Origin of the sequence: Nocardia halotolerans (assembly GCF_042650145.1) — a bacterium.
Classification (GTDB): Bacteria; Actinomycetota; Actinomycetes; order Mycobacteriales; family Mycobacteriaceae; genus Nocardia; species Nocardia halotolerans.
Window position 1 is genome coordinate 66,225 of sequence record NZ_JBHSDL010000025.1, and the last position, 26,596, is coordinate 92,820.

Genomic DNA, 26,596 nt, shown 5'->3' on the forward strand with positions numbered 1-26,596 from the left:
AGCTACCTCGCCGGTGCGATGTTCTGGTTGTGATGGAACAGGTTGGCCGGATCATAGGTCTTCTTGATCGTCGCCAAGCGGTCGTAGTTCGCCCCGTAATTGGCGCGGACGCGGCTCTGATCGTCGGCAGCCATGAAGTTGATGTAGCCGCCGTCGGCGGAGTGCGGTTCCAGCGCGGCATGGTAGTCGCGCACCCACTTGATATTGGATTCGTTATCGATCGGATCCGGCCACATGCCGGCGATGACCGGAGCGAAGTTCGCATCGCGGTAGGCGAACGCGGTGGCGTCCCCAGCGACGTCGTGCACGGCGCCGTCGACCGAGTAGAGGTGCATGGTGGACTGCACCGCTGGCACTCGCGGGCCGAACTCGAGGTGGGCGGCGAGGGCGCCGTCGGTGAGTTCGGGTTGAAAGGCCGCTTTCCAGTAATGCTGCAAGCCGGGGGGCAACAGACCGTCGAATGCGCTGTTGAGAGCCGGGTACGGCATACGACCGACGTGTTCGGCCACCGGATTCGCGACCGATCGCAGGTCCGCGAGCAGCGCTTCGCCCTCCTCATCGGTGCCGTTGAAGCACGACACCAGGAGCAGGAACGGCTCACCGACCCGGTCTTCGGGAACGAAAGGCAGCGGCGGGGCGATCTGGAAACCCGGGAAGGCCCCCATCGCACGCGGTGCCGTGGCGATCCACTCGCGGTATGTCCGCAACAATTCTTCGGCATCGGCGAGTTCGAAGAACATGGGACCGCCGTAGATGGTGGACACCGGGTGCAGGTCGAACTCCATTTCGGTCACCACACCGAAGTTTCCGCCCCCACCGCGCAGTGCCCAGAACAGGTCCGGGTGCTCAGTCGCGTTCGTGGTCACGAAGGTGCCGTCGGCCAGCACCACATCGGCGGATCGCAGGTTGTCGATGGAGAGCCCGTGGGCACGGGCGAGGTAGCCGATGCCGCCACCGAGAGTCAGACCGGCCACCCCGGTGGTCGAGATGATCCCGCCGGTGGTGGCGAGGCCGAAAGTGTGCGCGGCATGGTCGAAGTCGCCCCACGTGCAGCCGCCCTGTACCCGGGCTACCCGCTGTTCGGGATCGATGCGGATGCCCGTCATCGCGCCGAGGTCCAAGACGATGCCGTCGTCGACGGTGCCGAAACCGGGGACGCTGTGGGCACCGGCGCGAACAGCGAGGTCGAGTCCGCTCTCGCGCGCGGTGTCGACGGTGGTCCGCACGTCGGCGACATCGACCGCGCCGACGATCGCGATGGGTTTGCGGTCGATCATCGCGTTGTAGACCGAGCGGGCCTGGTCGTACCCGGCTGACTGCGCCGTGATCACCTCACCGCGAACCGATTCGAGCATGGTCAGTGCTGGCGTGCCGTTCATTTCTGCTCCCTGGAGGTCGAATCGAACTCGGTGCGGCGCTCAGCCGAACAAGCGCCGTGCGTGGTCGTGGAACTGACGCATCGGCGCGACCGGGCCGACCTCGAGGAACACCGCGCCCTCGGCCGAGGTGGCGGTGTGCCCGGCCGGCCAGTAGTAGACCTCGCCCGCGTTCGCCGTCTCCACCGTTCCGTCGGCATGCTCGAGCCGCAGCGACCCCGCCAACACGATTCCCCAGTGCGGGCAGGGGCAACGGTCGGCGGGCAGTCCTTGCAGGACCGGACCGAAGTCGGTTCCCGCCGGCACGCTGGCGTGCCGCAGCGCCATGTCGCCCCACTCGATGTACCGGGTCACCATCTCGCCTTGGGCGACCTCGATGGGCAGATCCTGGATCGGCGTTGCCATGATGTACTCCTCTGTCGGGGTACCTGTGACGCTACGGAGATCCGTTCCTGCGCACCTGACCTGATCTGATCGAATCGGTCCGGCGGCGAGGGGGTCAGATCGGACCATCTCGGTGGTCATCGAATCCAGCTATGGTCGAGAAGTGACGGAATCGACTCCGCCGAGCAGTGCCACGGCCTTTGTCGGTCGTCGCGCGGAAATCGCGCGGCTCGAGGCCGTCTGGGCAGCGGTCGAGGGCGATCGACGGCAGGTCGTCTTCGTGGGCGGAGAGCCAGGGGTCGGCAAGACCCGGCTGGTGAACGAGGCGGCGGCCGCGCTGCGAACGCAGGGTGCCACAGTGCTGTGGGGTGCGTGCCACGAGGACCTCGACATTCCGTACCGGCCCTTCGTCGCGATTCTCGAGCAGGCGATCGCGCAGACCCCGCCGGAAGTCCTGCGCGCTGTCGCGCCCGCGGCGGCCGCACCGCTACGGCGACTGACCTCGAGCGTGTCGCGGTACTGGCCGTCGGCGGAACCGGATCCGGGTGACCGCGACTCCCGGCCCGCCCTGTTCGATGCACTCACGCGAATATTGGTGGCGGCAGCCGAGCGCTGTCCCCTGGTGCTCGTCCTCGAGGATCTGCACTGGGCCCCGGAACCGACGTTGGCGATGCTGTCTCATCTGGTCGAGTCCACGGCCGGTGAACGGCTACTCGTGCTGGCGACCCTCCGGACGACCGCCCCGGACCGCACGGATGCGGTCAGCTTCGCCCTCGCCGAACTGCATCGTCTCGACGGTGTGGGGCGCATCGATCTCGTCGGACTCAGTACCGAGGATGTGGCCGAGTACCTCGTCCGGGCGGGTGGAGTGTCACGCGGATCGGCCAGGTCGGCCGCGCCGGTACTGCGTGACCACACCGGCGGGAACCCGTTCTTTCTCCAGGAGTACTGGCACGACCTGGCGACCCGAGGCGGTTTGACCGCAGTGGGTTCCGGCGTCGCCGCACCGCGATCGGTCCAGGACGCACTCGCCCGCCGGCTGGCGGCCTTCGACGCCGACCACGCGCGGGTGATCGAACTGGCCGCGGTCGCGGGCGACCTCGTCGATCCCGAGATCCTGGCCGAGGGGCTCGACTCGAACGATGTCCTCGCGGGGATCGACGTCGGGGTGCGCGCCGGACTGCTCGTCGCGGGTGCGGACGGCGGTTACCGGTTCGCGCACGCCCTGGCACGCCGAGCCGTGCTGGACCGGATGACGGCGGGCGATCTCGCCTCCGCGCACGCCCGGATCGCGCTGGCGATCGAAGCGCGAGACTCCACCCAGGTGGCCGCCCTGGCTCACCACTATTTTCGGGCGCGTGCCCTCGGATACGCAGACCAGGCTGTGCACTACCTCGTGCTCGCCGCACGCCAAGCCGAGCGGGGCATCGCCCATCGCGAGGCAGCGGTACTGTACGAACGCGCCGCGCAGGCGCACGCCGCGCGCGGACCGACCCGGATCGAGCTCCTCTCAGCGGCGGCTCGATGTCACCTGCACGGCGGTGACTTCCCGACCGCGCGCCGGCTGTACGAGGATCTCAGCACTGATGATGATCCCCGTGTCCGGCTGGCCGCCGCTATCGGTTACGAGAACGCGTCGTGGCGCCCGTCGGCGAGTGGTCAGCGATCGCTGGCGTTGCTCAGCGAAGCGCTGAGCGCCTCCACACTGGATCGTGACGATCCGCTGACGGTCCGGGCTCGTGCCAGCATGGGGCGTGCCGCATCGTTCACCGGCGACTTCCAGCAGGCTCGGCGAATCGGTGAGGACGCCTTGACGCGCGCCAGAGCCATCGGCGACACGGAGCTACTCGCGCACGCCCTCAGCACGACGCTGTGGCAGGGTATCCGCCCAGACCTGGCACCCGAACTGCTGGCCCGAGCGGTCGAGCTCAACGAGATCGGGTCGCGCCTCGGCGACGACGACTACCGGGGTCCCGCCGCCTTCCACCGCGCAGTGTTCGCCTATCTGCTCGGCGACGAGCCCGCCTGGAGCAGCGCCCAGTGTGAGCTGACCGAGCTGGCTCTCACGCGCGGACAACCGTTCTTCCGCTATGTCGCCGGATGTTCCCGAGGCGCGCACCGCTTCGCGGTCGGCGACCTGGCGGGCGCCGAGCGCATCAGCGACTGGCTCGACGACCAGTTCGCCCACGAGTTCGGCGGTGCCACCGAGGGATCGTGGGGCGTGCAGCAGTTCATGCTGCGGCGGGTCACCGGCCGCCTGGAACAGGTTCGTCCGCTGGTCACCGGGGGTGAGAGTTTCGGCGATCACTGGTTGCCCGGCCTGTTGGCCTTGTACACGGAGTTGGAGATGTGGCAGCCGGCCGCGCGCCTGCTGACTTACCTGTGCGACCGGCTCGACGATCATCGGTTGGGTGCGCAATGGGCGGGGGTGCTGGCTTTCGCCACAGAGGCGGCGGTCGGGCTTCACGACACCGCGGCGGCGGCGAGGTTGCGCCCGTTGCTGGCCGAGTACGCCGGGTCCAACCTGATGGCCGGTGCCAGCGTCGCGGTCTTCGGCAGCGCGGACCGCTACCTCGCCGAGCTCGACTCCGTACTCGGTGCGAGCAGTGCCGACCAGCATTTCGAGCGCGCTCTCGCCATGGACCGCCGGATGGGCGCGGTCACCCACCAGGCCGAGACACTGGCGGCCTGGAGCAGGCATCGGCTCCGGCATTCCGGCGCCGTGGCCAGACCGACCGCCGCCGACCTCGCGACCGAGGCTCGCGCGCTGGCGCGGCGGATCGGACACCACCGCATTCTGCGCGAGCTCGACGCCGAGCCGGCGCCCCGTGCCGAGCGCGTGGCCCTGCCGAACGGCTTGACCGAGCGGGAGGTGGAAGTTCTGCGGCTCGTCGCCGATGGGTTGTCCAACCGCGAGATCGGCGAACACTTGTTCATCAGCGCCAATACCGCCGCCAACCATGTGCGCAGCATCCTGATCAAGACAGCCGCACCCAACCGCACCAGAGCTGCTGTCTTCGCCACCGAACACGGGCTGCTCTAGCAGCGGACCGATCAGCCCGCTGTCACAGCGCCGCGAAAGACCCGTCCGGCGCGAGCGTGCCGGACAGTTCCATGATCGCGTCGGCCGGGATTCCGGCCCGGACCGCGGCGGCACGGATCGCGTCGACGTTGTCGGCTTCGTAGAGACAGAAGGTTTTGCGTTTGTCCAGCGACAGGAAGGAACTGAGCCAGCGCACACCGGACTCGTCGTTGACCCGGTTGATCTCCGCGGCCGTCTCCGGGACCACTTCGAGCTGTTCGGCGAATTGCCGCTCCACCATGAATACCGGCATCGAATGCGCCCCTTGATCATGCTCGGGGCGGTCTCTCGGTGCACCAGCCCGAACGGCGGTTCCCCGATCCCAAGATACCAAGGTAGCCCTTGGCTTTTCAATGTTCGGACCAGCTCGCAGGGCGCCCCTGTCGTTGCGGCAGCCTGCTCTTGATGGACGCCCACAGCGGCGGGCTCGAACGCCGAGCAGCCTTCGGCCACGATAGGCGTCGACGCGCCGCGCTGCCGAAGCTCGCCGACCTCACGGAGCGGTGCTGCGTGCTCGGCCAAGGTCTGCGGCACCCGCCCGTGATCCGGGTGGTGTTCGCGCAGAATGGGTGACCCGGTGAGGACCAGCCGGTGCTCGATTTGCTCTCACCGGCGACACTCGACATGTCATCGCCGCTCCGGCATGACGCACCGAGCACGGGACGGAGACCATGAGAAACCACCGGCAACCGCTGTCCGACGGCACTGGTGGGGGTACGGCCATGCCCGCGGGCGCCGTCGTGGTCGGTGTCGACGGCTCCGCGCACGCCCTGTCGGCGGTGCGGTGGGCCGCCGAGGAGGCTGCGCTACAGCACGCGCCACTGCACCTGGTGCACGCGATCGGAACCGGTTGGGACCTCGGCCCGCGCCTCGGTGTGGTGAGCCTGCGCAACCAGGCCTATCACGACGAAGGGGCCGCCGCGCTTGCCGCCGCCGAGCTCGTCGCCCGCCGGACAGCCGAACCGGGCACGCTCGACGTGTCGATCGACCTCGCCTGGCCGGCCCCGGCGCCTGTGCTGGCCAAGAAGTCACGCACGGCACGACGACTCGTCGTGGGCTCTCGGGGAATGGATGCCTTCGATCGGGCTCTGCTCGGCTCCGTCAGCAGTGCGCTGGTCAGGCGGTCTGTCTGCCCCATCGTGGTGATTCCCGCGGCCGACCCGCCGTCCCGCGATCGTCCGGTCGTGGTCGGCGTCGACGGATCGGCCGCCAGTGTGCGCGCGGTCGAGGTCGCGTTCGAGGAGGCGGCCACCCGAGACGTCGAGGTCGTCGCGGTGCTCGCGTGGACAGCGCCAGGAACCGGTGCGGCGGACCTCGAGACCGCCGAGCACGCGCAGGCGGTCCTGTCAGAGTGCCTGGCCGGGCACGCTGAGAAGTACCCGCAAGTGCGGGTGCGACGGGTAGTCGCCGAGGACGCCCCCGCCCGGCGGCTGCTCCAGGAATCCGAGAACGCTCAGCTGGTCGTCGTCGGCAGCCGTGGCCGGCGCGGACTGGCCGAGTTCACCCTCGGCTCGGTGAGCAGGGCAGTACTGGATCACGCCACGGTACCGGTCCTCGTCGCACGGCAGCACTCCTGATTTCGGTCGTGCCCGATTTCACGGCCGAGGCGGTCCGTAACGCGGAGGGATCCCGATCCGACCGCAATGATGTGAGCTGGACTATCGAGGATGGGACGGAGCGCGGGTGACAGTCGGTCGGATCAGACGAACAGCGATGGTGGCCGGGACAGCGGGCGCCCTCGGGCTACTCGGCTACGGCGGGCTTGCGGCAGCCCAGCCGACCATCGTTGTCCACGACGAGATCACTGTGGCCGGCGGATTCGGCTCCACGACGGTCGCAGGCGGTCATCGGCTCGGCAACGGCGACGCCACCCGAATCCTCGCCGGCCCGGGAGACCACGGCAATGGCGGGAACAACGGGAATTCGGACCCGGGCAGCGGTAACGGCAATCAGGGCAACGGCGGCGGCAACCAAGGCAACAACGGAAACCAAAACCCCGGCAACGGCAACGGCAACGGCAACCAAGGCAACGGCGGCGGCAACCAAGGCAACAACGGAAACCAAAACCCCGGCAACGGCAACGGCAACCAAGGCAACGGCGGCGGCAACCAAGGCAACAACCCGGGTCCCGGCAACGTGCCCGAGCCGCAGGCGCCGGTTCCGGCACCCCCTCCTGCAGCGCCGGCGCCCGACACACCGCCCGAGCCGGAGTCCGCTCAGCCGGACACCGCCGAACCCGGCGGCGCACCGGGCAGCGACTCACCGGGCGGTGGCGGTGCCGCGCCGCCCGACGACTCCGCTCCCGACAGAACCGGAGAGTCACCCGGATCGCCGGCGCGCGATGGAGCAGGTGACCCACCCGCCGCGCCCACACCACCCGGCGGGGGTGCCGCGGTTCCCGTCCACGAGGTCGAACCCACCAGCGACACGAGCGTCCTCCCCGAGCCGAATCTCCTCTCGGTGATCGGCGGTCTGCTCGCCCTGGGGCTCGCTGGTGGCGGGTCGGCGGCGGTCAGTTTCCAAGGCGCCGCTCAGGCCCAGGCACGCATCGACATCGCCCGAGCCGAGTTCTTCGGACCGCGTGGGTGATCGTGGGCATCGCAGCCCATCCCGCGTTCTCGACCGCTTCACGCACCGCTTTCGCCGACAGCTCCGCGAGCTCCACGGGCGCTCTCGTTCGCACGTGCGATCGGTGCGCCGCGAGATCGGCGTCAGGTGGCGGCCCGCGTTTCACCACCCCGGTGCGGCGTCGTCACCGACGTGCTCGCGGACGTGTGCCTGATCACCCCGCAGCGACTATCGCGTAGCAAGACAGTAAATTTGGCGAGCGGATGCCGAGGAGCCGACCACCGGCGCGCGGGCATCCGAGCTGTCGGTGACCAACACGTCTGTCGGAGGAGGTCTGAAAGTGCGCGTTTCGCTCGAAGCGTCGACGCACCGTTCAGGCACCCTCCCCCGACATCCGACCGCTGCCGAGCGGCCCAGCGCGTCACGATCTCAGAGCCTGTTGTCCCATCGGGCCATCGCGCGACTCATCGTTCGGTTGCGCCGTGCCGGTCGGCCGACCGCGCTGCTGCTGGCAGCGCTGCTCGTGGTCCCCGCCCTCGACTGCACCCTGGTGAGTGAACACACCGGTTTCGACGGTCATCACGCTGCGGCCGCACCGCACTCGATCCTCGGCGCCCACGACATTCTGAACGACATCACCACAGCTGCGCACTGCGACGCGGATGCCGTCCACTGCACGGCCAAAGCGATCCCGCCGGGTGTCCTCGCACTCGCCTTCTCGGTGCTGCTGCTCGCGGCGATCGCGGCGGTGTTCGCCGCCACGCCGACACCGCCGGCGGGTGGAGTCGGCATTCGTGGCCCGCCGCGGCGCGTGTGGTCGCGCCGCGGTCGCGCCATTCTCACTCTGCACTGCATCGCCCGACGCTGACCGGTCAGCGCCAGGCCGACTCGACAGGTCGGCCGGGGACCGCTGTCCGTCGTCGTGGCGCGCCGCTGACTGCGAGCGCGATTGCAGGAAGAGACAAATACCTTGAACAAGGTCATGCTCACCAAGAAGCTCGACCACTACCCTCGTTTGCTGGGCGCCCCGGACGCCACTCACGCTCCGCGCGGCCTGGTCGGCAACACTCCGGTGTTGTGGATCGGGGAACCGTTGGCGCGGGCGGGACGTGGATTCTGGGCCAAGCTCGAAGGCTGCAATCCCGGTGGGATGAAGGACCGGCCCGCTCTCCACATGGTGCGGCGCGCCCGTGAACGCGCGGATCTGCGCCCCGGTGCCCGCATCATCGAGTCGACGAGCGGCACACTCGGACTGGGTCTGGCCCTGGCCGGCATGGTGTACCAGCATCCGGTGACCGTGGTGACCGATCCCGGTCTGGAACCGATCGTGGCCAAGATGCTCGCCGCCTACGGCGCGCGAGTCGAGCTGGTCGCCGAACCGCACCCGAGCGGCGGCTGGCAGCAGGCCCGTCGCGAGCGCGTCACCCGGCTGCTGGCCGAAGACCCGGACGCCTGGTGCCCGGACCAGTACAGCAATCCCGACAATGTCGATGGTTACGAATCTCTGGCGCTCGAGCTGATCGAACAGCTCGGCACCGTAGACGTGCTGGTCTGCGCGGTCGGCACCGGGGGCCACTCCGCGGGCGTCGCGCGAGTGCTGCGCCGGTTCGATCCGGCGATGAAGCTCGTCGGGGTCGACACCGTCGCCTCGACGATCTTCGGTCAGCCCGCCGGCCCGCGGTTGATGCGCGGGCTGGGTTCGAGCATCTTCCCGGCCAATGTCGACTACGACGCCTTCGACGAAGTTCACTGGGTCGCCCCGGCGGAAGCGGTGTGGGCGGCCCGAACCCTGGCCTCGACGCATCACGCCACCGGCGGATGGAGTGTCGGTGCGGTCGCTGTGGTCGCAGGCTGGCTAGCCCGGGTCAGCGACCCGGACACCAATATCGCGGCGGTCTTCCCCGACGGTCCGCTGCGCTATTTCGACACGGTCTACAACGACGCCTACTGCGCCGAACACGGCCTCCTGGACACCACGGCGCCGATCGAACCCGACACGATCGCGCATCCGGGCGACCGCGTCGTGCAGCGCTGGACCAGGTGCTCCACCGTGCGTTCCCCGTTGTCGTGGCCGGCCGGGGAGTTCGCCTCATGAGCGTGTTCGCCAAATTCGCCGGTTTCGACCGGCCCGCACAGCTGCTGATGATCAACCAGTTCGGCATCAACCTCGGCTTCTACATGCTGATGCCCTATCTGGCCGGTTACCTGGCCGGTCCGCTCGGGCTGGCGGCGTGGGCGGTCGGGCTCGTCCTGGGTGTTCGCAACTTCTCCCAGCAGGGCATGTTCCTGATCGGCGGGACGCTGGCCGATCGCCTCGGCTACAAACCGCTGATCGTCGCCGGCTGTCTGCTGCGTACCGGCGGGTTCGCCTTGCTGATCGTGGCGGACTCCTTGCCGGCCGTCCTGATCGCCTCCGCGGCGACGGGGTTCGCCGGGGCGCTGTTCAACCCCGCGGTTCGCGCGTATCTCGCCGCCGACGCCGGCGCGCGTCGCCTCGAGGCCTTCGCCGTGTTCAACATGTTCTACCAAGCGGGGATTCTCGCGGGCCCACTGGTGGGGCTGGCGTTGATGGCGGTCGATTTCCGGGTCACCGCGGCCGTGGCCGCGGCGGTGTTCGCGGCGCTGACCATCGCGCAGCTGTTCGCCCTGCCCGCGCGCAGAGGCGAGATCTCGACAGTGCGAACCTCCGTGCTCGAGGATTGGCGCACCGTCGTTGCCAATCGGCGGTTCCTCGCGTTCTCGGTAGCCATGATCGGCTCCTACGTGCTGTCCTTTCAGGTCTATCTCGCATTGCCTCTGCAAGCGGAGTTCATCGCGGGAGCTCAGGCTCAGGCCCTGGTCTCGGCGCTGTTCGTCGTCTCCGGTGTGGTCGCGGTCGCGGGCCAGCTGCGCATCACCGCGTGGCTGCGGGCCAGGTGGGGTCCGGGCCGCAGCCTGGTCGCCGGCATGGCAGTGCTCGCCGCATCGTTCGTCCCGCTGATCGTGGTGTCGGGTCCGAGCCCGTTCGGGACGGTTCCCGCCATCGCGGCTCTGCTGATCACGACGGCATTGCTGGCGATCGGCACGGCGGCGGTCTTCCCCTTCGAAATGGACACCGTCGTCACCCTGTCCGGTGACCGGCTCGTCGCCACGCACTACGGTTTCTACAACACCGTCGTCGGCGTCGGCATCCTGATCGGCAATCTCGCCACCGGCGCCGTTGTCGGCGCCGCCCGCGACGCGGGAGCCGATTGGGCGGTGTGGGCAGGCCTGACCGCGATCGGTGCTGTCGCGGCTTTCGCGCTGGTGCGGCTGGATCGAGCAGCTTCCGAACCCGGGTCGCCGGAGGGAGGTGACCTGCCTCCGACGTCGGCGCGCCGACGAACTCAGCCCTCGGTATCCCCCGGCAGCTCACTGTAGAAATCGCGCAGCGCGCCGGTTACCCCGACGAACACCCGGTGGGCCGCCTCGAGGTCAGCGGCGGGCAACTCGGCCAGGGCCGCCCGGGTGCGGGTACTGAGTGGTCCGAAGAATCCGGCTGCGACGGACATACCGTGCTCGGTGTAGCCGAGGTGTACGCGCCGCCGGTCCGTGGGGTCGGGCACCCGCTCGAGATGCCCGGATTCGATCATTCGCTCGATCAGGTAGGTGACCGCGGGTGCGGAGACGCCCATGAGCTTGCTCAGGCGGCCCGCGGTCACCGGCGCGCCTTCGGATTGCGCGGTCGCGACGTGCATCAGGGCACGGAAGTCGTTGGGACGCAGATCGTTCGAACGGGCGAAAACGTGACCGATCTGTTCGGAGATCGCGGTCAGCGCGCGCAGATCCCGGGCGATCTCGGTTTCCAGCTCCGACCGATCACGGGCCGGATCGGCGTCCTCGGTGTCCTGGGTGCCCACGCCTGTCTCCTCTCGATCCGGCTGCGAGCTTAGCCGCTTTACCGCACCCGGCATTGTCAGGTAGTTAAGTTTCTGAAATAGTCGTTCCCGTGATGCGACACAGCGACGGGCTGGGATGGGATCGGTTCGCCCGGATGGTGAGCGGGCGGCGATCGTGGGTGCTGTTGCTCGCGGTGGCCGCGGCCGCGATGACCGTCATCGGGTTGGCAGGTAGCAACGAGGGCGCCGGACAGGCACCGATGTCGCTGCCGTCCGCGGCCGAGTCCGCCCGGGCCGCCGCCGCGGCCGACGACTTCCCCGGTTCGGACGAGGCCGCCGCGATCATGGTGGCGACGCGCACCGACGATGCCGTGCTCACCGAACCCGATATGGCAGCTCTCGACGCCGCCCTCACCCGGGCAGGCGTGCCCGCGACCGGCGGCCCACGCGTCATCGCGGCACCCGACGGCCGCGCCGCCATCGCCCCGATTCCCGTGCCGGCCGACCTCAACGGCTTCGCGCTCACCGATCGCATCGACGAGCTGCGCAGCACCCTCACCATGGACCTACCCGAACCGCTGCGCGTTCAGGTGACCGGTGGGCCCGCCTTCGGCGCCGACATCGCCGACTCCTTCTCCGGCGCGAACACCCTGTTGCTGATCGTGACAGCGCTCGTGGTGATGGCGCTGCTGATCATCACCTACCGCTCACCGGTGCTCTGGCTCGTCCCGTTGACGGTCGTCGGCCTGGCCGATCGCGTCGCCACCAGCGTCGGCACCGTGCTGGCGCAACTCACCGGCCTGACCTTCGACGGTTCGACCTCGGGCATCACCAGCGTCCTGGTCTTCGGCGCCGGCACGAACTACGCCCTACTGCTCGTCTCGCGGTACCGCGACGAACTCCATCGCCACGACGACCATCGCGCCGCCTTGCGCGCCGCGGTACGCCGTGCGGCGCCCGCCGTGCTCGCCAGCAATGTGACCGTGGTGCTCGCTCTGCTCACCCTGCTGCTGGCCGCGTTGCCGAACACCCGCAGCTTGGGCGCGTTCGCCGCGGCCGGACTGGTCGTCGCATTGGTATTCGTGCTGTTCGCCCTGCCCCCGGCTCTCGCGTTGTGCGGGCGAAAGGTGTTCTGGCCGTTCGTACCCGGCGCCGACGGTCGCGACCCGGCCGAGCACGGTTTCTGGGCCGCCGTGGCGCTGCGCGTGGTGCGCCGCCCGGCCCTCGTCGCCGGGGCCGCGTCGGCGGTCCTGGTGGTCTTCGCCACCGGTCTCGCCACCACCGACATCGGCCTGTCGCGCACCGAGCAGTTCCGTGTGCAAGCCGAATCCGTCGACGGACTGCAGACCTTGGCCGAACACTTCCCCTCCGGCTCCGCCGACCCCGCGGTGGTGATCGCGCGCACCGCGACAGCACCATCGGTGCAGTCCGAACTCGATACCGTGCAGGGGGTTTCGCGGGCTACGCAAACCGGCACCTCCGACAGCGGCACGACGCGCTGGTCGGTGGTCCTGGACGCACCGCCCGGCTCGGCCGATGCGTTCAGCACGGTCGAGCGGATGCGAACGGCACTCGGCGCGGTTCCCGGCGCCGAAGCGCTCGTCGGCGGTTCCGATGCCGAGGCCCTCGACATCCGTGATGCCGCGCGACGGGATCAGGCGCTGGTCATCCCGCTGATCCTGGTGGTCGTGCTGCTGGTGCTGCTGGCCCTGTTGCGAGCCGTCCCGGCGGCGGTGCTGCTGGTCGGCGTCACGGTGCTCAGTGCGCTCGCGGCCCTCGGCGCGGGCAGCTGGATCAGCGGCACAGTGTTCGGTTTCCCGGCGCTGGACACCAGCGTGCCCCTGTTCGGTTTCCTGTTCCTGGTCGCGCTCGGCGTGGACTACACGATCTTCCTGGTGACCAGAGCCCGCGAGGAGGCCGGCACGCACGGCACCACCCGGGGAATGGTCCGCGCCGTCGCCTCCACCGGTGCGGTGATCACCAGCGCGGGCGCGGTGCTGGCCGCGGTGTTCTGCGTTTTGGGCGTACTCCCCTTGATCACGCTCACCCAGCTGGGCATCGTCGTCGGAATCGGTATCCTGCTCGACACTTTCGTGGTCCGCACCCTGGTGGTTCCGGCACTGTTCGAGCTCCTGGGTGACAGGGTCTGGTGGCCGGTGAACCCCGCGAGAACCGCGAACGCGGAATCTGTGGGTCACACCGCCGTGCCACCTGTCAGCCGGTGACGCTCGCTGACGAGCAGCGCGCTCAGCTCACCTCCTCGCAGTACTCCCAAGTCCACACAGTTTCCGTTCGTAGCGGGTCCGCGGGGGTGACGAATCGCGGCATCGTGTTCAGGCCGTTCGGTGGACCGGACTGCGGCTCCACACAGACAGCCTCCACCTGCTCGTCATAGAGGACCACCCACCGCTCCGGGCTCCGGATACGCAAGCGCAACAGCGGCGGCCATTCGAGAACGACATCGACGCCCCCTGGCATCGCGAAGCAGTCGTCCCACGGTCCGGGCCGGGGCGGTATCCGCTGCCCGGTCGGCAGATGGTCCGCGCCACGTTCCTCCTGCCAGGCCGGCTCGAAAGCCACACCGACATCAGCGATGTCGGGTCGAGGTCGGCGCAGGAACCACGGGTGCCAACCGGCTTGGGCCGGGAAGCGGTCGGCCTCCGAGGTGATCTCCATTTCCATGGTGAGAGCGTGTTCGGACAATTCGAACCGCTGCAGCACCTGCCCGGCGAACGGCCACGGTCCGGCGAGCGAGCGGACGAGTGTCGCACGGGTTCGCGATGCCTGCGTGACCTCCCACGCACCGGACCGGACCGTTCCGTGTATGGCGTGCGGCGGCGCGTTCAAGGCCAGCTGGTGAACGTTCGTATCGACAGTGAAACGGCCGTCGCGCAGGCGGCCGCACCAGGGCGCCATCGGAAACGAGCCGTATCGGTCGCCCTGGCGCAGCAGTTCGGTTCCGCCGATGACCAGACCGGTGAGTCTGCCCCCGAGACACGGGGAAATGCGGGCGGTGACGTCCGCCGCCGTCAATTCGAGATCATCGTCCACCCTGACCGGCCCTTCTCTCGTGCTCTGGGACAGCCTCGCCGCTGCGCACCGGACCTCGGTGCCATCGACCGGGTCATGTGTCCGGCGACGTCGGTATCGACATCAGCATCGTCGCCGGTGGGCGGCTGTATCGCGGAGGAGAACGGCCTTCAGGTTGTCTCTCCGCACATGCCGTAGATGCACCGGGCCCGCTGATCGTGTCATCGCTCCAGGTACCTCGATGCCGCGTTCTGGAAGCGCTCTCGTACCGCGGTGGCTACCGGAGCTTCGTACAGTTCGGCGGCGCGAGCGCGCTCTGCCCACTGCGGCGGCACATCACCGCCGCGTATGGCCCATGCGGCCTGTCGCGCCGCACCGTCGGCGACGTGCTCACCAGGCGTGGGTACCCGCACGGGCTTTCCGAAGATGCTCGGTGCGATCCGCCCGACCGCGGGCAGGGCGGCGGCGCCCCCGATCAGGCTCACCCCATTCGTCGCAACACCCTGCGCGCTCAGCGCTGCCAACCCGGCTGCCAGACCGCACAGCATGCCCTCGATGGCCGCGCGGGCGATATTCGCCGGAATCATCGTGGCCGGAGTGAGTCCGTGTAGCGCGCCCGTCGCGGTCGGCAGGTTCGGCGTACGTTCGCCGTCCAGGTACGGGACCATCACCACTCCTTCGGCACCGGGCGGGGCCGACATCGCCAGGTCGCCGAGGCGCGCCAGGTCCACATCGAGCATTCGGGCGGTCGCCTCGAGTACCCGGGCGGCGTTGAGCGTGCAGACCAGGGCCAGATAGCGGTCGGTGGCGTCGGCGAAACCTGCGACCGTGCCGGTCGGATCGGCGGGCCGGTCGGCCGAGACCGCGCAGGCGACTCCCGAAGTTCCCAGGGAGACGATCGCATCCGTGCCCACGGCCAGTCCGAGCGCGGCGGCGGCATTGTCACCGGCGCCGGCACCCAACCGCGGGCCCGAAGTCATCGCAGTCGACTCACGCGGACCCAGAACCTGTGGCAACACCAGGTCTGTGCGCCCCATCGCCAAGTCGATCAGGTCGGGGCAGTACTCGCCGCGGCGGGAGTCGAAGTAGCCGGTTCCGGACGCGTCCGAACGGTCGGTGGTCAGCATGGCCGGATCGCGGTCCCCGCGCAATCGCCAGGTCAGCCAGTCGTGCGGCAGGCAGACGGCCGCTGTTCGAGCCGCGTTCCCGGGCTCATGGGTGGCCAGCCAGCGCAGCTTGGCCACGGTGATCGCGGCGACCGGCACGAGTCCGACCCGCTGCGCCCAAGCTGTCGCCCCTGCTTCGCCGACCAGGTCCGCGGCGGCCGTCGCGGACCTGGTGTCGTTCCACAGCAACGCGTCCCGGACCACTTCGCCGCTGTCGTCCAGGCAGATCAGCCCGTGCTGCTGCCCGGCGATGCTGAGGGCGGCCACATCGTCCAAGCCGCCCGCCGCCGCGCTCGCCTCCTGAAACGCGCGCCACCAATGCTCCGGATGGATCTCGGTGCCGGGCGGGTGCGCCGCCCGGCCGGCACGGACCAATTGCCCGGTGTCGGCGTCGCGGACGACGATCTTGCACGACTGAGTCGAGGAGTCGACTCCGGCGACGAGTGTCATGGGTGCCTACTTTCCGCGCCGGCCCATGAGGTGTTCGAGTGCGAGCTGATTGAGCCGGACGAATCCGTATCCGCGCTCGCCCGCCTTGTCGGGGTCGAATCCGGTGGACTCCGGATCCGACAGCAGGTCCTGCGCGCTCTCACCGGGCGAGAGCGTGGGCACCCGAAGATCGAGTACGCCGCTGTCGGACAGTGCCTGCCGCACCTCCGGGTCCGCGCGAAACGCGGCGGTCCGCTCCTTCAGCAACAGGTAGTTGCGCATGTTCGCGGCCGCCGAATCCCACACGCCGCCGATATCTTCGGTGCGGGAGGGCTTGTAGTCGAAGTGCCGTGGCCCGTCATAGGTGGGCCCGCCGTCGACACCGCCGTGCTCGAGCAGGTCGACGAGCGCGAACGAGTTGAACAGGTCGCCGTGCCCGAACACCAGGTCCTGGTCGTATTTGATCCCGCGCTGCCCGTTGAGATCGATGTGGAACAGCTTGCCCTGCCACAGCGCCTGGGCGATGCCGTGCGCGAAGTTCAGCCCCGCCATCTGCTCGTGCCCGACTTCGGGATTCACGCCGACGAGGTCGGGGTGCTCCAAGGTGGTGATGAACGCCAGCGCGTGACCCACGGTCGGCAACAGGATGTCGCCACGCGGCTCGTTCGGTTTCGGCTCGATCGCGAACCGCAGGTCATAACCACGATCGGTGACGAACTGCGTCAACACGTCCAAGCTCTCGCGGTATCGATCGAGCGCGGCGAGGACGTCTTTGGCACTGTCGTATTCCGCACCTTCGCGCCCACCCCACAGCACATAGGTCTGCGCGCCGAGTTCGGCCGCCAACTCCACATTGCGCAGTACCTTACGCAACGCGAAGCGGCGGACCGAACGGTCGTTACTGGTGAAACCGCCGTCCTTGAAAACAGGGTGGGCGGTGAGGTTGGTGGTCACCATGGGGACCACGAGCCCGGTCTCGGCCAGCGCCTGCCGGAAGCGGTCGATGCGCCGCCGGCGCTCCTGCGCGGTCGCGTGGAACGGGAACAGGTCGTCGTCGTGGAAGGTGAGGCCGTAGGCACCCAGCTCGGCGAGCCGATGTACGGCTTCGACCGCGTCGAGCTCCGGCCGGGTGGCGTCGCCGAAGGGATCGCGGCCCTGCCAGCCGACCGTCCACAGTCCGAAGGAGAATTTGTCTGCAGTCGTGGGTGTTAGCATGCCGACCTCGCTTACTTGTGGCGGTTCAACACTCGGTCCGCCGCGGTCCAGTGCTCGTCTTCGATCCACAGGCGCGCGAAGGCCGTGACAGCTTCCTGCGGCGAAGCTCCCGCCAGCACGCGCTTGATCTCGCCCGCGGGACGGTTGGCGAGCGAGCGCGCCAGGGCGCGCCAACCCGCATCGAAGTCATCGCGCGCCAGCACGCGGTCGACCAGACCGAGCCGGTGCGCCTCGGCTGCGTCGAGAGCGATACCCGAGCCGGCGAGCATGAGCGCGCGGCCGCGGCCGACCAGCGCGGCGAGGCGCTCGGCACCACCCCACGCGGGCATGATCGCCAGCGCCACCTGATTGAACGCGATCTTGACGTCGGCGGCAGCGATCCGAATGTCGGCAGCGACCGCGACCTCGGCACCACCACCGAAGGCGTGACCGTTCAGCGCCGCGATCACCGGGGCCGGGAAGGCGGCCAGGCGGTCACAGATGAGCCGCATACGCCAAGCCATGGCCTCCGCATCGGCGAGGGTGCGAATCTCGCTGAGCTGCTTGAGATCTCCACCCGAAACGAATGCCTGGTCCCCCGCTCCCCGGATGACCAGAGCCCGCGCACCGCTCGCCGCATCGATGGCCTTGTCCAACTGGTCCATGGTTTCGGGCGCGATGGCGTTGCGGGCGTGCGGGCGGTCGATGGTGATGATCGCCGATCCCTGGTCCAACTCGAGGTCGACCATGCAGTGTTCTCCAGACGTGATATTTACGTTCTTACTTTAGGAGAATATCATATTCACCTACGAAGCCCCTGTTCGGAACGATCTGACACCGCCTGCGCGTCGATGACGCAGCTGGGCATTTGGAGCCCCTTCATGCGAACGATTCCCGACGAACTCGCCCAGCGATACCGAGCGCAAGGGTGGTGGACCAACGACACCATCGGCGACCTGCTGACGCAGGGCCTGAACGCGGCACCGGATACGCCGTTCCGGGTCCACTCGGAGTTCCGGCCATGGCACGGCACATTCGGCGAGGTGGAACTGATCGCCCGCCGGCTGGCGAGCGGTCTGCGGCGGCGCGGTGTCGGGCCCGGCGATGTCGTCGCCTTTCAGCTACCCAACTGGATGGAAGCCGCCGCCACTTTCTGGGCCTCGGCGTTCCTCGGTGCGACAGTGGTGCCCATCGTCCACTTCTACGGGCGACGAGAAGTCGGCTTCATCCTCGAGGTGACCCGACCTCGGGTATTCATCGGCGTGGAGCGGTTCGCGAGCACGACCTTCCCCGATGACGCGTGCCGCGATGTCCCGATCGTCGGCGTCGTCGGCCGCGACTTCGACGACCTGCTCGACGCCGAGCCGATGCCCGGTCTCCTGGCCGCCGACCCGACGGGTCCGGCCCTGATCGCCTTCACCTCCGGAACCACCAGCAAACCCAAGGGTGTCATCCACAGCCACCAGACGCTCGGACACGAAACCAGGCAGCTCGCCGAGCTCTTCCCGCCCGACCGAGGTCATCAGCTGACCGGGTCACCGATCGGTCATTTCATCGGGATGCTCAACGCGTTCCTCATTCCCGTACTGGACGGCCTGCCCGTCAACCTCGTCGATGTGTGGGATCCGGGTCGCGTGCTCGGGTTGCTGCGGCGACACGACCTCACCATGGGCGGGGGTGCGACCTATTTCGTCACCAGCCTGCTCGACCATCCGGATTTCACCGCCGCTCACCTCCCGCACCTGAGATACGCGGGTCTCGGCGGATCATCGGTGCCCGCCGCGGTGACCACACGGCTGGCGCGACTCGGCATCACGGTGTTTCGCTCCTACGGCAGCACCGAACACCCCTCGATCACCTGTTCGCGCTATACCGCGCCCGAGGACAAACGGCTGTTCACCGATGGCGAAGTGACCTCGGGGGTGGAGACGAAGCTCGCCGAGGACGGCGAAATCCTCAGTCGCGGGCCAGATCTCTGCATCGGCTACACCGATCCCGAACTCACCGCGACCACCTTCGACCGCGACGGCTGGTACCACACCGGTGACATCGGCGTTCTCGATGAGGACGGCTACCTCACGATCACGGATCGCAAGTCCGACATCATCATCCGCGGTGGCGAGAACATCAGTGCCCTCGAAGTCGAAGAGGTGCTGCTGAGCATGCCCGGCGTCGCGGAGGCCGCCGTGGTCGCCGTGCCCGATCCACGCTACGGCGAGCGTGCCGCCGCCGTACTCCGCCTGCTACCGGAGCATCCGATGCCGACCATGGGGCAACTGCGCGACCACTTCGCCCAGGCGGGGGCCGCCAAACAGAAGTGGCCCGAGGAGTTGCACCGGGTCGACGACTTCCCTCGAACCGCCAGCGGCAAGGTCCAGAAGTACAGGGTTCGCGGTGACATTGCGGCGCGGGCCATATGAGAATAGGATTCTCTAAAATCGCAAAGGAGGATTTCATGACGGCCCGCACACTGCCGTATCCGCTCTTCGACGCCGACAATCACCTCTACGAGACCAAGGACGCGCTCACCAGGTACCTGCCGAAGCGCTACCAGGGGATCATCCAGTACGTCGAGGTCGACGGCCGGACGAAGATCGCGATACGTGGTCAGATCAGCCAGTACATCCCGAACCCCACCTTCGAGGTGGTGGCCCGCCCGGGTGCCATGGAGGACTACTTCAAGAACGGCAACCCGGAAGGTAAGAGCCGCCGGGAGATCTTCGGCAAGCCGATGAAGGCCATCGACGCCTTCCGGGAACCGGGACCACGGCTGGCACTGATGGATGAGCTGAAGGTGGAGCGCAGCCTGATGTTCCCCACCCTGGCCAGCCTGGTCGAGGAGCGCCTGCGCGACGATCCGGAGGCCATCCACGCCATCGTCCACGCACTGAACCAGTGGATGCACGAGGAGTGGTCGTTCAATTACAAGGATCGCATCTTCGCCGTCCCGGTGATCACCCTGCCGATCGTGGACGAGGCGATCAAGGAGCTGGAGTGGGTGGTCGAACGCGGCGCCAAGGCCGTTCTGATCCGCCCGGCGCCGGTGCCCGGTTTCCGGGGCCCGCGCTCGTTCGCGGTACCGGAGTTCGATCCGTTCTGGAAGCGCGTGGTGGAACTCGGTGTCGCGGTGACCATGCACACCTCCGACAGTGGCTATGCCCGCTACACCCAGGAGTGGGATGGCAGTAACGCCGAGATGCTGCCGTTCGTCACCAACACCTTCAGCATGGTCAACGAGTGGCGACCGGTCGAGGACGCGCTCGCCTCGCTGCTGTGCCACGGCGCGCTGCAACGGCACCCTGAGCTGAAGGTCGCGATCATCGAGAGCGGCGCGGCGTGGCTCGGCCCGCTCATGCAGCGCCTGGCCGATACGTTCAAGAAGGCTCCCGAGGGCTTCGGTATGCAGGACCCGATCGAAACCATCAAACGACAGGTCTTCCTCAGCCCGTTCTACGAGGAGGGTGTCAACGACCTGATCGACCTGATCGGCGTGGACCAGGTGCTTTTCGGATCCGACTACCCGCACCCCGAGGGGCTGTCGCAGCCGACCACCTTCGCCGAAGGACTCGGCCATCTGCCGGTCGAGGATCAGGCCAAGATCATGGGCGGCAACCTCGCCAGGCTGCTGTCGGTCTGAGGTCCGGCGGTATGGAGTGGGAGACCATCCCCGAGATGGTCCTGAGTGCGGCCGACCGCTTCGGCGATGCCGAAGCGGTCGTCGACGGTTCGCAACGGGTCACCTTCGTCGAACTCGCCGACCGGATCCGCCGCGCCGCGGGAGCCTTCGCGCGGGCGGGGATCGACAAGGGTGACCGCGCGGCGATCTGGGCTCCCAATTCTGTCGAATGGATCGTCGCGGCCCTGGGTCTGGTGACCGCGGGCGGCGTGCTCGTTCCGGTCAACACCCGATTCACCGCGGCCGAAGCCGACGACGTCATCGGCCGCAGCGGCGCGAAGATCGTGCTGGTGCAGCGGAGTTTTCTCGGCCGGGAGTATCCGGGCCGGCCCGGGGTGCCGACGATCGATCTGAAGTCCGGCTTCCTTTCGAGCGGTTCGCCGTTCGAAAGGAAGGTCGACGGCAGCGACATCGCCGATATCGTCTTCACCTCGGGTACCACGGGCAAACCCAAGGGCGCGATGATGGACCACGGCCAGACCTTGCGCATGTACGCCGAGTGGTGCGATCTCGCGGACCTGCGGGAAGGCGACCGCTATCTGATCGTCAACCCGTTCTTCCACACCTTCGGGTACAAGGCCGGCGTCATCGCCTCGCTCATCCGCGGTGCGACGATTCTTCCCGTTCCCGTTTTCGACATCGACCATGTCGTCGATCTGGTGGGCCGGGAAGAGGTGACCATGTTGCCCGGCCCGCCCACGCTGTACCACGAACTGCTGAAAGTCGCGGGGTCACCACAGCTTTCCTCGCTACGAGCGGCGGTCACCGGGTCGGCCGACATTCCGGTGGAACTCATCCGGCGGATGCGCGACGAACTGCCGTTCCGCTCCATCATGACCGGGTACGGCCTGACGGAGGCGGGCACGGTCACCGCGTCGCGGCCCGGGGACTCCTTCGAGCGGCTCGCGACCACCGTCGGCGCACCGTGCGACGGACTGCAGGTGCGCATCGCCACCGACGGCGAAGTGCTCGTGCGCGGTTACAGCGTGATGCGCGGCTATCTGGATGATCCGGTGGCCACCGCCCAAGCCATCGATGCCGAAGGCTGGTTGCACACCGGCGACCTCGGCAGTCTCGACGACGACGGCAGGTTGCGGATCGACGGACGCAAGAAAGACATCTTCATCGTCGGCGGTTTCAACGCCTGTCCCGCCGAGATCGAAGCCGTGCTGCTGCAGCATCCGGCCGTCGCCCAGGTCGCGGTGATCGGGGTGCCCGACGCACGGCTGGGCGAGGTGGGCAGAGCCTTCGTGGTGGCTCGAACCCGGCTCACCGAGGCAGAACTGATCGCATGGAGCAAGGAACGCATGGCCGGGTACAAGGTGCCCCGCTCGGTGCGATTCCTGGACGAACTGCCGCTCAACGCGACCGGCAAGGTGATGAAAGAGCAACTGGTGCACTACCCATGAATACTGTCTTCGCCGATTTCGCTGCCCTGCGTGCCGCCGTGGGCACCCAGCTGGGCACCAGCGATTGGATCACCGTCGATCAGAACATGATCGACCTGTTCGCCGCGGCCACCGGTGATCACCAGTGGATCCACACCGACCCGGATCGCGCAGCGGGCGGACCGTACGGCACCACGATCGCACACGGGTTCCTCACATTGTCGTTGCTGGCGCCGATCAGTCAGCAGGTGATGTCGGTGGCTTCGGCGCGGATGGCGATCAACTACGGACTCGACAAGGTTCGCTTCATCAGCCCGGTGCTGTCCGGCAGCCGGGTCAACGGCACCGTGGAGCTCACAGCCGTGACCGACGTCTCGGACGGGGTGCAGGCGACTCGCACGATCACCATCACCGCGGCGGGAGCGCCTCGCCCCGCTTGCGTCGCCGAACATCTCGTGCGCTATCTCCGTTAGCCGCGCGACAGACGAAATGCCCTGCGCACCATGGTGAACACCACGCCCCATTTCGAGAGCGCCGCACTGCGGCACGCCAGGGTCCACGACCTGCTGGTCTCGGCCGAGCTCGAGCTTTCCGCGACCGGCGCGCCGCACCGACCACTGCTCGTCATCGACCTCGATGACCTCCACGACGCCGATCCGGCGACGGTCTCCCGGATCGCCGAAGCCGCCGGCAACGCGCTGCCGCTCGTGGTCGGGGTGCTGCGGCGGCCACCGACTGCCGCACTCGGTCCCGTTCTCGCGGCCACCACCTTCACGCTGACCGAGCACCGGGACTCGGATCCGCTCCCCCAAGTCGTTGCGGTGGACGATCTCGCGACCGGACTCGAGCAACTGCGTAGCGCGGTGACGCACTCGCCTCGGGCGGCGCTGGCATGCGGGAAATTGCTACGCCAGACCGGACCGCTGGACACCGGAAGCGCGCTCGCCGCCGAGGCCGCGGTGTATTCGATGCTGCTGGGCGGCACCGAATTCGCTCGATGGCTGACCGAACGTGGCCCCGCCCGCGCGGTGCGGCCGCAGTCAACAGCGCTCGTGCGGTTGCATCGCTCGGCGGGCCTCCTGTCGATCGTGCTCGATCATCCGCAGCGCCGCAACGCGTTCAGCGCGCGCATGCGCGAGGAACTCCTCGACGCCGTGCACGTCGCCGCGGCCGATCCCGGTATCACGCGGATCGAACTCCGCGGCGCGGGAACGGCCTTCTGCAGCGGCGGTGATCTCGACGAATTCGGCACGGCCGCCGACCCGGTGTCGGCGTATCTGGTCCGGCTGGACCGCGCGCCGTGGCGGATCATGGACAGGCTCGCCGACCGGCTCACCACGCGCGTGCACGGGGCGTGTGTGGGCGCGGGCGCCGAGTTCGCGGCCTTCGCCGCGACGGTTGTCGCGGCCCCGGACACCCACTTCCTGCTCCCCGAGGTGCGGATGGGGCTCGTGCCCGGTGCTGGTGGCACGGTGAGCATTCCCCGCCGAATCGGACGCTGGCGCGCCGCCTGGCTGATGCTCACCGGGCAGCGGTTGCCCGCCGACACGGCGCTACGCTGGGGACTGGTGGACCGCATCGAGGAACCAGGCCGATGAACGAGCAGGTGTATCGCACACGGCGCCTCGGCATCCAGCGGCCGACCCCAGAGGCCTGGGTGACCAACCTTGCCCCGTCGGCCGGGCACGCCGACGAGGACACCGCTGACTGCTCGGCACCGGCGGGAGCGCCGCCGGGCGGGACGGCGCTGACCGGGTACACCGACGACGACATCGATCACTGCCCCGCACTCGCAGAAACGGCGCCGGGCCGAACGGCGCCGACCGGCCACACCGACGACGCCGGTCACTGTTCAGCCTTGGCGTGGGCGGCATCGGGCGGGATGGCGCTGACCGGGCATGCCGGCGGTGCCCCGGTGCTCTCCCCCGCCCCGGCCTTCGGTCTGGCCCGCGAGATCACGCGCATGCTGCACCGGGTGACCGGTGAGGTGGGCACGGCCGTCGACGTCGATCCGGCCGAGGCACTGTTCGGCCGCGCGGGGCTGCTCGGCTTGCGCCGTCGCGGGCAGTGGTCCGCGGGCGGTGCGAGTCGCCTGCTGCGTACCGAGGACGGCTGGTGTGCGATCACGCTCGCCCGTGCCGACGACTTCGATTCCGTTCCAGCGCTTTTGGGCAGCCGGCAGATCGACGAACCATGGGCGGCACTGGAATCCGCGGCCCCACGCTGGTCAGCGGTCGCATTGGCGCAGCGGGCACAGCTGTTCGGGGTGCCCGCGGCGGCGCTGCCCGGCCGTACCGCACCGTCGGCGAGGATTCAGCCGTGGCGAACAACCGAAATCGCCGCGTCCACATCCGCCACTTCCCTCCGTGGCCGCCTGGTGGTCGACCTGTCGTCACTGTGGGCCGGACCGTTGTGCGCCCGGATACTCGGCGCGGCGGGCGCCAGGGTCGTCAAGGTGGAGAGCGCGCATCGCCGTGACGGCGCCCGCGTCGGCGATCGGCGGTTCTTCGAATCGCTGCACACGGGTCACGAGGTCCGTGTCATCGACTTCCGATCCGAGTGCGGCCGAACAGCGTTGGCGGAGCTGCTCGACGCCGCTGACATCGTCATCGAGGCGTCGCGACCACGGGCACTGGCTCAGCTCGGGCTGGCGCCGGAAGATCGCCCGCACCGCGCGGGCCGGGTGTGGTTGAGCCTCACCGGCTACGGCCGTGCCGAGCCGTTGCAGGTGGCCTTCGGCGACGATGCCGCCGTGGCCGGTGGGCTGGTGGGGTGGGCAGGCGCCGACCCGGTGTTCTGTGGCGATGCCATCACCGATCCGCTGACCGGACTGTGTGGTGCGCTGGCGGTGGTGTGCGCGGTGCGCGCCGGCGGTGGAGTTCTACTGGATCTGTCCATGCGGGCCGTCGCCGCGGCGTTCGCTGCCGCGCCGAACTTTTCGCACGGGCAGCACCACGTCCGGTCCGAGAACGGTGCGTGGTTCGTCGACTGTTCGGACCGCACGCAAGTGGTAGCGGCTCCTCGACCACTCGGCGAGGCCGGGCCGCCGTGCTGATCCGGGGAGCGACGGTATTCGGCGCCGAGTACACCGATGTGCGGTACCGCGGGCGTCACATCGCCGACTGCGGGGTCGGCCTGCGGCCGCTTCCGGGCGAGGAGGTGATCGACGCGGGCGGCGGCTGGCTGCTGCCCGGCCTGCACGACCATCACGTGCATCTTCGCGCCCTGACCGCCACCGTCGACTCGGTGCGGCTCGGGCCACCGGATGTCACCGGTCCGGAGGCCCTCGCCGCCCGGTTGCGGCGAGCCGACACGGACCTACCTGCTGAGCAATGGATTCGAGGTGTCGGCTATCACGAATCCGTCGCCGGACGGCTGGATCGCGACGTTCTGAACACCACCGTGCGCCAACGCCCGGTCCGGATACAGCACCGCTCCGGCGCGCTGTGGATGCTCAATTCACGCGCCTGCACCGAAGTGGGGCTGGACGATTGCCCGCTCCCCGGGGTGGAACGCGATGCGCACGGCCGCGCGACCGGGCGGCTCTGGCGCATGGACTCCTGGTTGCGGGAGCGCCTGCGCCGACGCACGCTGGATTCGGCCGCAACGAGCCGGCACGCCGCGCGCTGGGGCGTCACCGGATTCACCGACGCCACACCGGATCTCACACAGCGCGAAGTCGATGATCTGGCACGCGACGTCGATGCCGGGCGCATTGCGCAGCGGGTGCACTGTATGGCGCCGCCGGGGGTTACCGCCCCGCCGGTGTCTCGATTCACCGGCGGACCGACCAAGATCCTGCTCGACGACCACACCCTGCCGACCTTCGACGAATTCGTCGATCGCATCCGCGGCGCACACGCGGTGGGACGCCCCGTCGCCGTCCACTGTGTCACCCGGGTACAGCTGGCGCTCACCATGGCGGCCATGGACCAGGCGGGTGAGTTCGCCGGGGATCGGATCGAACACGGGGCGATCATTCCGGCGCAGGCGCGGGAGTGGTTGCGGAAGCGGCGAATCACCGTCGTCACCCAACCGCACTTCGCCGTCGAACGCGCCGAGCAGTATGCGCGGGAGGTCCCCCGCGCGGATCACGCGGACCTGTGGCGGCTCGGCTCACTGCTCGCGGTGGGTGTCGACGTGGCGGCGGGCACCGACGCGCCGTTCGGGAGTTCGGACCCCTGGTCGGTGATCCGTGCCGCCACGGGACAGCTCACCGGCATCCGAGACCACCGTCGAGGCGAGCGCATCGGTCTGTCGGCCGCGGTCTCCCTGTTCTGCGGCCGGGCCGACCGGCCCGCACGACCGCGCACCGTGGAACGGGGCGAAGTCGCCGATCTCACGCTCTTGGCGGTGCCGCCCGCGGATGTCGGCAGCACATCCAGCTCTGATCTGGTCGCGGCCACGATCGTCGACGGCCACATCGTCCATCGGGCACTCTGACGG

The 26,596-nt window shown here is 68.8% G+C and carries 22 protein-coding genes; 14 read left to right on the top strand and 8 right to left on the bottom strand.

The annotated features are described in order from the left end of the window. Positions 1 to 2: 2 nt before the first annotated feature. A complete protein-coding gene (locus ACFO5K_RS18800; protein ID WP_378564375.1) occupies positions 3 to 1,379 on the bottom strand; it encodes an FAD-binding oxidoreductase in 1,377 nt (458 codons plus the stop codon). 39 nt (positions 1,380 to 1,418) lie between these two features. After that, a complete protein-coding gene (locus tag ACFO5K_RS18805) occupies positions 1,419 to 1,781 on the bottom strand; it encodes a hypothetical protein (RefSeq protein ID WP_378564378.1) in 363 nt (120 codons plus the stop codon). Between the two features lie 142 nt (positions 1,782 to 1,923). Here ACFO5K_RS18805 and ACFO5K_RS18810 point away from each other — a divergent pair, with 142 nt between their 5' ends. After that, positions 1,924 to 4,803 (top strand): ATP-binding protein, encoded by a 2,880-nt coding sequence (locus ACFO5K_RS18810; protein WP_378564381.1) that lies wholly within the window; start codon positions 1,924 to 1,926, stop codon positions 4,801 to 4,803. Between the two features lie 22 nt (positions 4,804 to 4,825). Here the strand turns inward: ACFO5K_RS18810 and ACFO5K_RS18815 are convergent, their stop codons facing one another. Continuing rightward, positions 4,826 to 5,095 (bottom strand): DUF4242 domain-containing protein, encoded by a 270-nt coding sequence (locus tag ACFO5K_RS18815; protein WP_378564384.1) that lies wholly within the window; start codon positions 5,093 to 5,095, stop codon positions 4,826 to 4,828. A gap of 418 nt (positions 5,096 to 5,513) precedes the next feature. On the opposite strand from ACFO5K_RS18815, the gene ACFO5K_RS18820 reads away from it, so the two are divergent. From ACFO5K_RS18820 to ACFO5K_RS18840, 5 genes are all read left to right on the top strand, one after another. Beyond that, on the top strand, positions 5,514 to 6,419 hold the full coding sequence (locus ACFO5K_RS18820) for a universal stress protein (RefSeq protein ID WP_378564387.1): 906 nt from the start codon (positions 5,514 to 5,516) through the stop codon (positions 6,417 to 6,419). A gap of 106 nt (positions 6,420 to 6,525) precedes the next feature. Continuing rightward, positions 6,526 to 7,431: a hypothetical protein gene (locus ACFO5K_RS18825; RefSeq protein WP_378564390.1), complete on the top strand. Its 906-nt coding sequence runs from the start codon at positions 6,526 to 6,528 to the stop codon at positions 7,429 to 7,431. Positions 7,432 to 7,849: 418 nt separating this feature from the next. Next, positions 7,850 to 8,278, top strand: a complete 429-nt coding sequence (gene lpqS, locus ACFO5K_RS18830; RefSeq protein ID WP_378564393.1) for a putative copper homeostasis (lipo)protein LpqS — start codon at positions 7,850 to 7,852, stop codon at positions 8,276 to 8,278. A gap of 114 nt (positions 8,279 to 8,392) precedes the next feature. Beyond that, positions 8,393 to 9,505, top strand: coding sequence for a PLP-dependent cysteine synthase family protein (locus tag ACFO5K_RS18835; protein ID WP_378564396.1), 1,113 nt, complete (start codon positions 8,393 to 8,395; stop codon positions 9,503 to 9,505). Beyond that, positions 9,502 to 10,809, top strand: a complete 1,308-nt coding sequence (locus tag ACFO5K_RS18840; protein WP_378564399.1) for an MFS transporter — start codon at positions 9,502 to 9,504, stop codon at positions 10,807 to 10,809. Before ACFO5K_RS18835 ends, ACFO5K_RS18840 begins: the two co-directional genes overlap by 4 nt. Here ACFO5K_RS18840 and ACFO5K_RS18845 read toward each other — a convergent pair. Further along, on the bottom strand, positions 10,776 to 11,288 hold the full coding sequence (locus ACFO5K_RS18845; RefSeq protein WP_378564402.1) for a MarR family winged helix-turn-helix transcriptional regulator: 513 nt from the start codon (positions 11,286 to 11,288) through the stop codon (positions 10,776 to 10,778). The genes ACFO5K_RS18840 and ACFO5K_RS18845 overlap by 34 nt on opposite strands. A gap of 92 nt (positions 11,289 to 11,380) precedes the next feature. Here ACFO5K_RS18845 and ACFO5K_RS18850 point away from each other — a divergent pair, with 92 nt between their 5' ends. Next, positions 11,381 to 13,492 carry an MMPL family transporter gene (locus ACFO5K_RS18850; RefSeq protein WP_378566167.1) on the top strand — a complete coding sequence of 704 codons (2,112 nt, stop codon included), beginning with the start codon at positions 11,381 to 11,383 and terminating at the stop codon, positions 13,490 to 13,492. A gap of 22 nt (positions 13,493 to 13,514) precedes the next feature. Here the strand turns inward: ACFO5K_RS18850 and ACFO5K_RS18855 are convergent, their stop codons facing one another. The 4 genes from ACFO5K_RS18855 to ACFO5K_RS18870 form a co-directional block, all read right to left on the bottom strand. After that, positions 13,515 to 14,318, bottom strand: coding sequence for an aldose epimerase family protein (locus ACFO5K_RS18855; RefSeq protein WP_378564405.1), 804 nt, complete (start codon positions 14,316 to 14,318; stop codon positions 13,515 to 13,517). 200 nt (positions 14,319 to 14,518) lie between these two features. Further along, complete coding sequence (locus tag ACFO5K_RS18860; protein WP_378564408.1) at positions 14,519 to 15,913, bottom strand: FGGY family carbohydrate kinase; 1,395 nt, start codon at positions 15,911 to 15,913, stop codon at positions 14,519 to 14,521. Between the two features lie 6 nt (positions 15,914 to 15,919). Then, on the bottom strand, positions 15,920 to 17,107 hold the full coding sequence (gene xylA, locus ACFO5K_RS18865) for a xylose isomerase (protein ID WP_378564411.1): 1,188 nt from the start codon (positions 17,105 to 17,107) through the stop codon (positions 15,920 to 15,922). A gap of 11 nt (positions 17,108 to 17,118) precedes the next feature. Further along, positions 17,119 to 17,835: an enoyl-CoA hydratase/isomerase family protein gene (locus ACFO5K_RS18870; RefSeq protein ID WP_378564414.1), complete on the bottom strand. Its 717-nt coding sequence runs from the start codon at positions 17,833 to 17,835 to the stop codon at positions 17,119 to 17,121. A gap of 132 nt (positions 17,836 to 17,967) precedes the next feature. Here ACFO5K_RS18870 and ACFO5K_RS18875 point away from each other — a divergent pair, with 132 nt between their 5' ends. Genes ACFO5K_RS18875 through ACFO5K_RS18905 form a run of 7 tightly spaced genes read left to right on the top strand, consistent with a single transcriptional unit; the run spans position 17,968 to position 26,593 of the window. Next, positions 17,968 to 19,506 carry an AMP-binding protein gene (locus ACFO5K_RS18875; protein WP_378564417.1) on the top strand — a complete coding sequence of 513 codons (1,539 nt, stop codon included), beginning with the start codon at positions 17,968 to 17,970 and terminating at the stop codon, positions 19,504 to 19,506. A 35-nt stretch (positions 19,507 to 19,541) separates the two neighbouring features. Beyond that, a complete protein-coding gene (locus tag ACFO5K_RS18880) occupies positions 19,542 to 20,723 on the top strand; it encodes an amidohydrolase family protein (RefSeq protein ID WP_378564420.1) in 1,182 nt (393 codons plus the stop codon). An 11-nt stretch (positions 20,724 to 20,734) separates the two neighbouring features. After that, complete coding sequence (locus ACFO5K_RS18885) at positions 20,735 to 22,171, top strand: FadD3 family acyl-CoA ligase (protein ID WP_378564423.1); 1,437 nt, start codon at positions 20,735 to 20,737, stop codon at positions 22,169 to 22,171. After that, positions 22,168 to 22,623 carry a MaoC family dehydratase gene (locus ACFO5K_RS18890; RefSeq protein ID WP_378564426.1) on the top strand — a complete coding sequence of 152 codons (456 nt, stop codon included), beginning with the start codon at positions 22,168 to 22,170 and terminating at the stop codon, positions 22,621 to 22,623. Before ACFO5K_RS18885 ends, ACFO5K_RS18890 begins: the two co-directional genes overlap by 4 nt. Positions 22,624 to 22,653: 30 nt before the next feature. Continuing rightward, positions 22,654 to 23,748: an enoyl-CoA hydratase/isomerase family protein gene (locus ACFO5K_RS18895; protein WP_378564429.1), complete on the top strand. Its 1,095-nt coding sequence runs from the start codon at positions 22,654 to 22,656 to the stop codon at positions 23,746 to 23,748. Next, positions 23,745 to 25,205, top strand: a complete 1,461-nt coding sequence (locus tag ACFO5K_RS18900; protein WP_378564432.1) for a CoA transferase — start codon at positions 23,745 to 23,747, stop codon at positions 25,203 to 25,205. Before ACFO5K_RS18895 ends, ACFO5K_RS18900 begins: the two co-directional genes overlap by 4 nt. Beyond that, complete coding sequence (locus ACFO5K_RS18905; RefSeq protein WP_378564435.1) at positions 25,199 to 26,593, top strand: amidohydrolase family protein; 1,395 nt, start codon at positions 25,199 to 25,201, stop codon at positions 26,591 to 26,593. The genes ACFO5K_RS18900 and ACFO5K_RS18905 overlap by 7 nt, the downstream gene beginning before the upstream one ends. Positions 26,594 to 26,596 lie beyond the last annotated feature (3 nt).

Excerpts from the sequence above, each read along its gene's own strand:
- xylA (WP_378564411.1), bottom strand. The coding sequence starts at position 17,107 with ATGCTAACACCCACGACTGCAGACAAATTCTCCTTCGGACTGTGGACG.
- ACFO5K_RS18890 (WP_378564426.1), top strand. The coding sequence starts at position 22,168 with ATGAATACTGTCTTCGCCGATTTCGCTGCCCTGCGTGCCGCCGTGGGC.
- ACFO5K_RS18880 (WP_378564420.1), top strand. The coding sequence starts at position 19,542 with ATGACGGCCCGCACACTGCCGTATCCGCTCTTCGACGCCGACAATCAC.
- ACFO5K_RS18870 (WP_378564414.1), bottom strand. The coding sequence starts at position 17,835 with ATGGTCGACCTCGAGTTGGACCAGGGATCGGCGATCATCACCATCGAC.
- ACFO5K_RS18895 (WP_378564429.1), top strand. The coding sequence starts at position 22,654 with ATGGTGAACACCACGCCCCATTTCGAGAGCGCCGCACTGCGGCACGCC.
- ACFO5K_RS18805 (WP_378564378.1), bottom strand. The coding sequence starts at position 1,781 with ATGGCAACGCCGATCCAGGATCTGCCCATCGAGGTCGCCCAAGGCGAG.
- ACFO5K_RS18850 (WP_378566167.1), top strand. The coding sequence starts at position 11,381 with ATGCGACACAGCGACGGGCTGGGATGGGATCGGTTCGCCCGGATGGTG.
- ACFO5K_RS18860 (WP_378564408.1), bottom strand. The coding sequence starts at position 15,913 with ATGACACTCGTCGCCGGAGTCGACTCCTCGACTCAGTCGTGCAAGATC.
- ACFO5K_RS18875 (WP_378564417.1), top strand. The coding sequence starts at position 17,968 with ATGCGAACGATTCCCGACGAACTCGCCCAGCGATACCGAGCGCAAGGG.
- ACFO5K_RS18840 (WP_378564399.1), top strand. The coding sequence starts at position 9,502 with ATGAGCGTGTTCGCCAAATTCGCCGGTTTCGACCGGCCCGCACAGCTG.
- ACFO5K_RS18900 (WP_378564432.1), top strand. The coding sequence starts at position 23,745 with ATGAACGAGCAGGTGTATCGCACACGGCGCCTCGGCATCCAGCGGCCG.
- ACFO5K_RS18820 (WP_378564387.1), top strand. The coding sequence starts at position 5,514 with ATGAGAAACCACCGGCAACCGCTGTCCGACGGCACTGGTGGGGGTACG.
- ACFO5K_RS18835 (WP_378564396.1), top strand. The coding sequence starts at position 8,393 with ATGCTCACCAAGAAGCTCGACCACTACCCTCGTTTGCTGGGCGCCCCG.
- ACFO5K_RS18800 (WP_378564375.1), bottom strand. The coding sequence starts at position 1,379 with ATGAACGGCACGCCAGCACTGACCATGCTCGAATCGGTTCGCGGTGAG.
- ACFO5K_RS18815 (WP_378564384.1), bottom strand. The coding sequence starts at position 5,095 with ATGCCGGTATTCATGGTGGAGCGGCAATTCGCCGAACAGCTCGAAGTG.
- ACFO5K_RS18885 (WP_378564423.1), top strand. The coding sequence starts at position 20,735 with ATGGAGTGGGAGACCATCCCCGAGATGGTCCTGAGTGCGGCCGACCGC.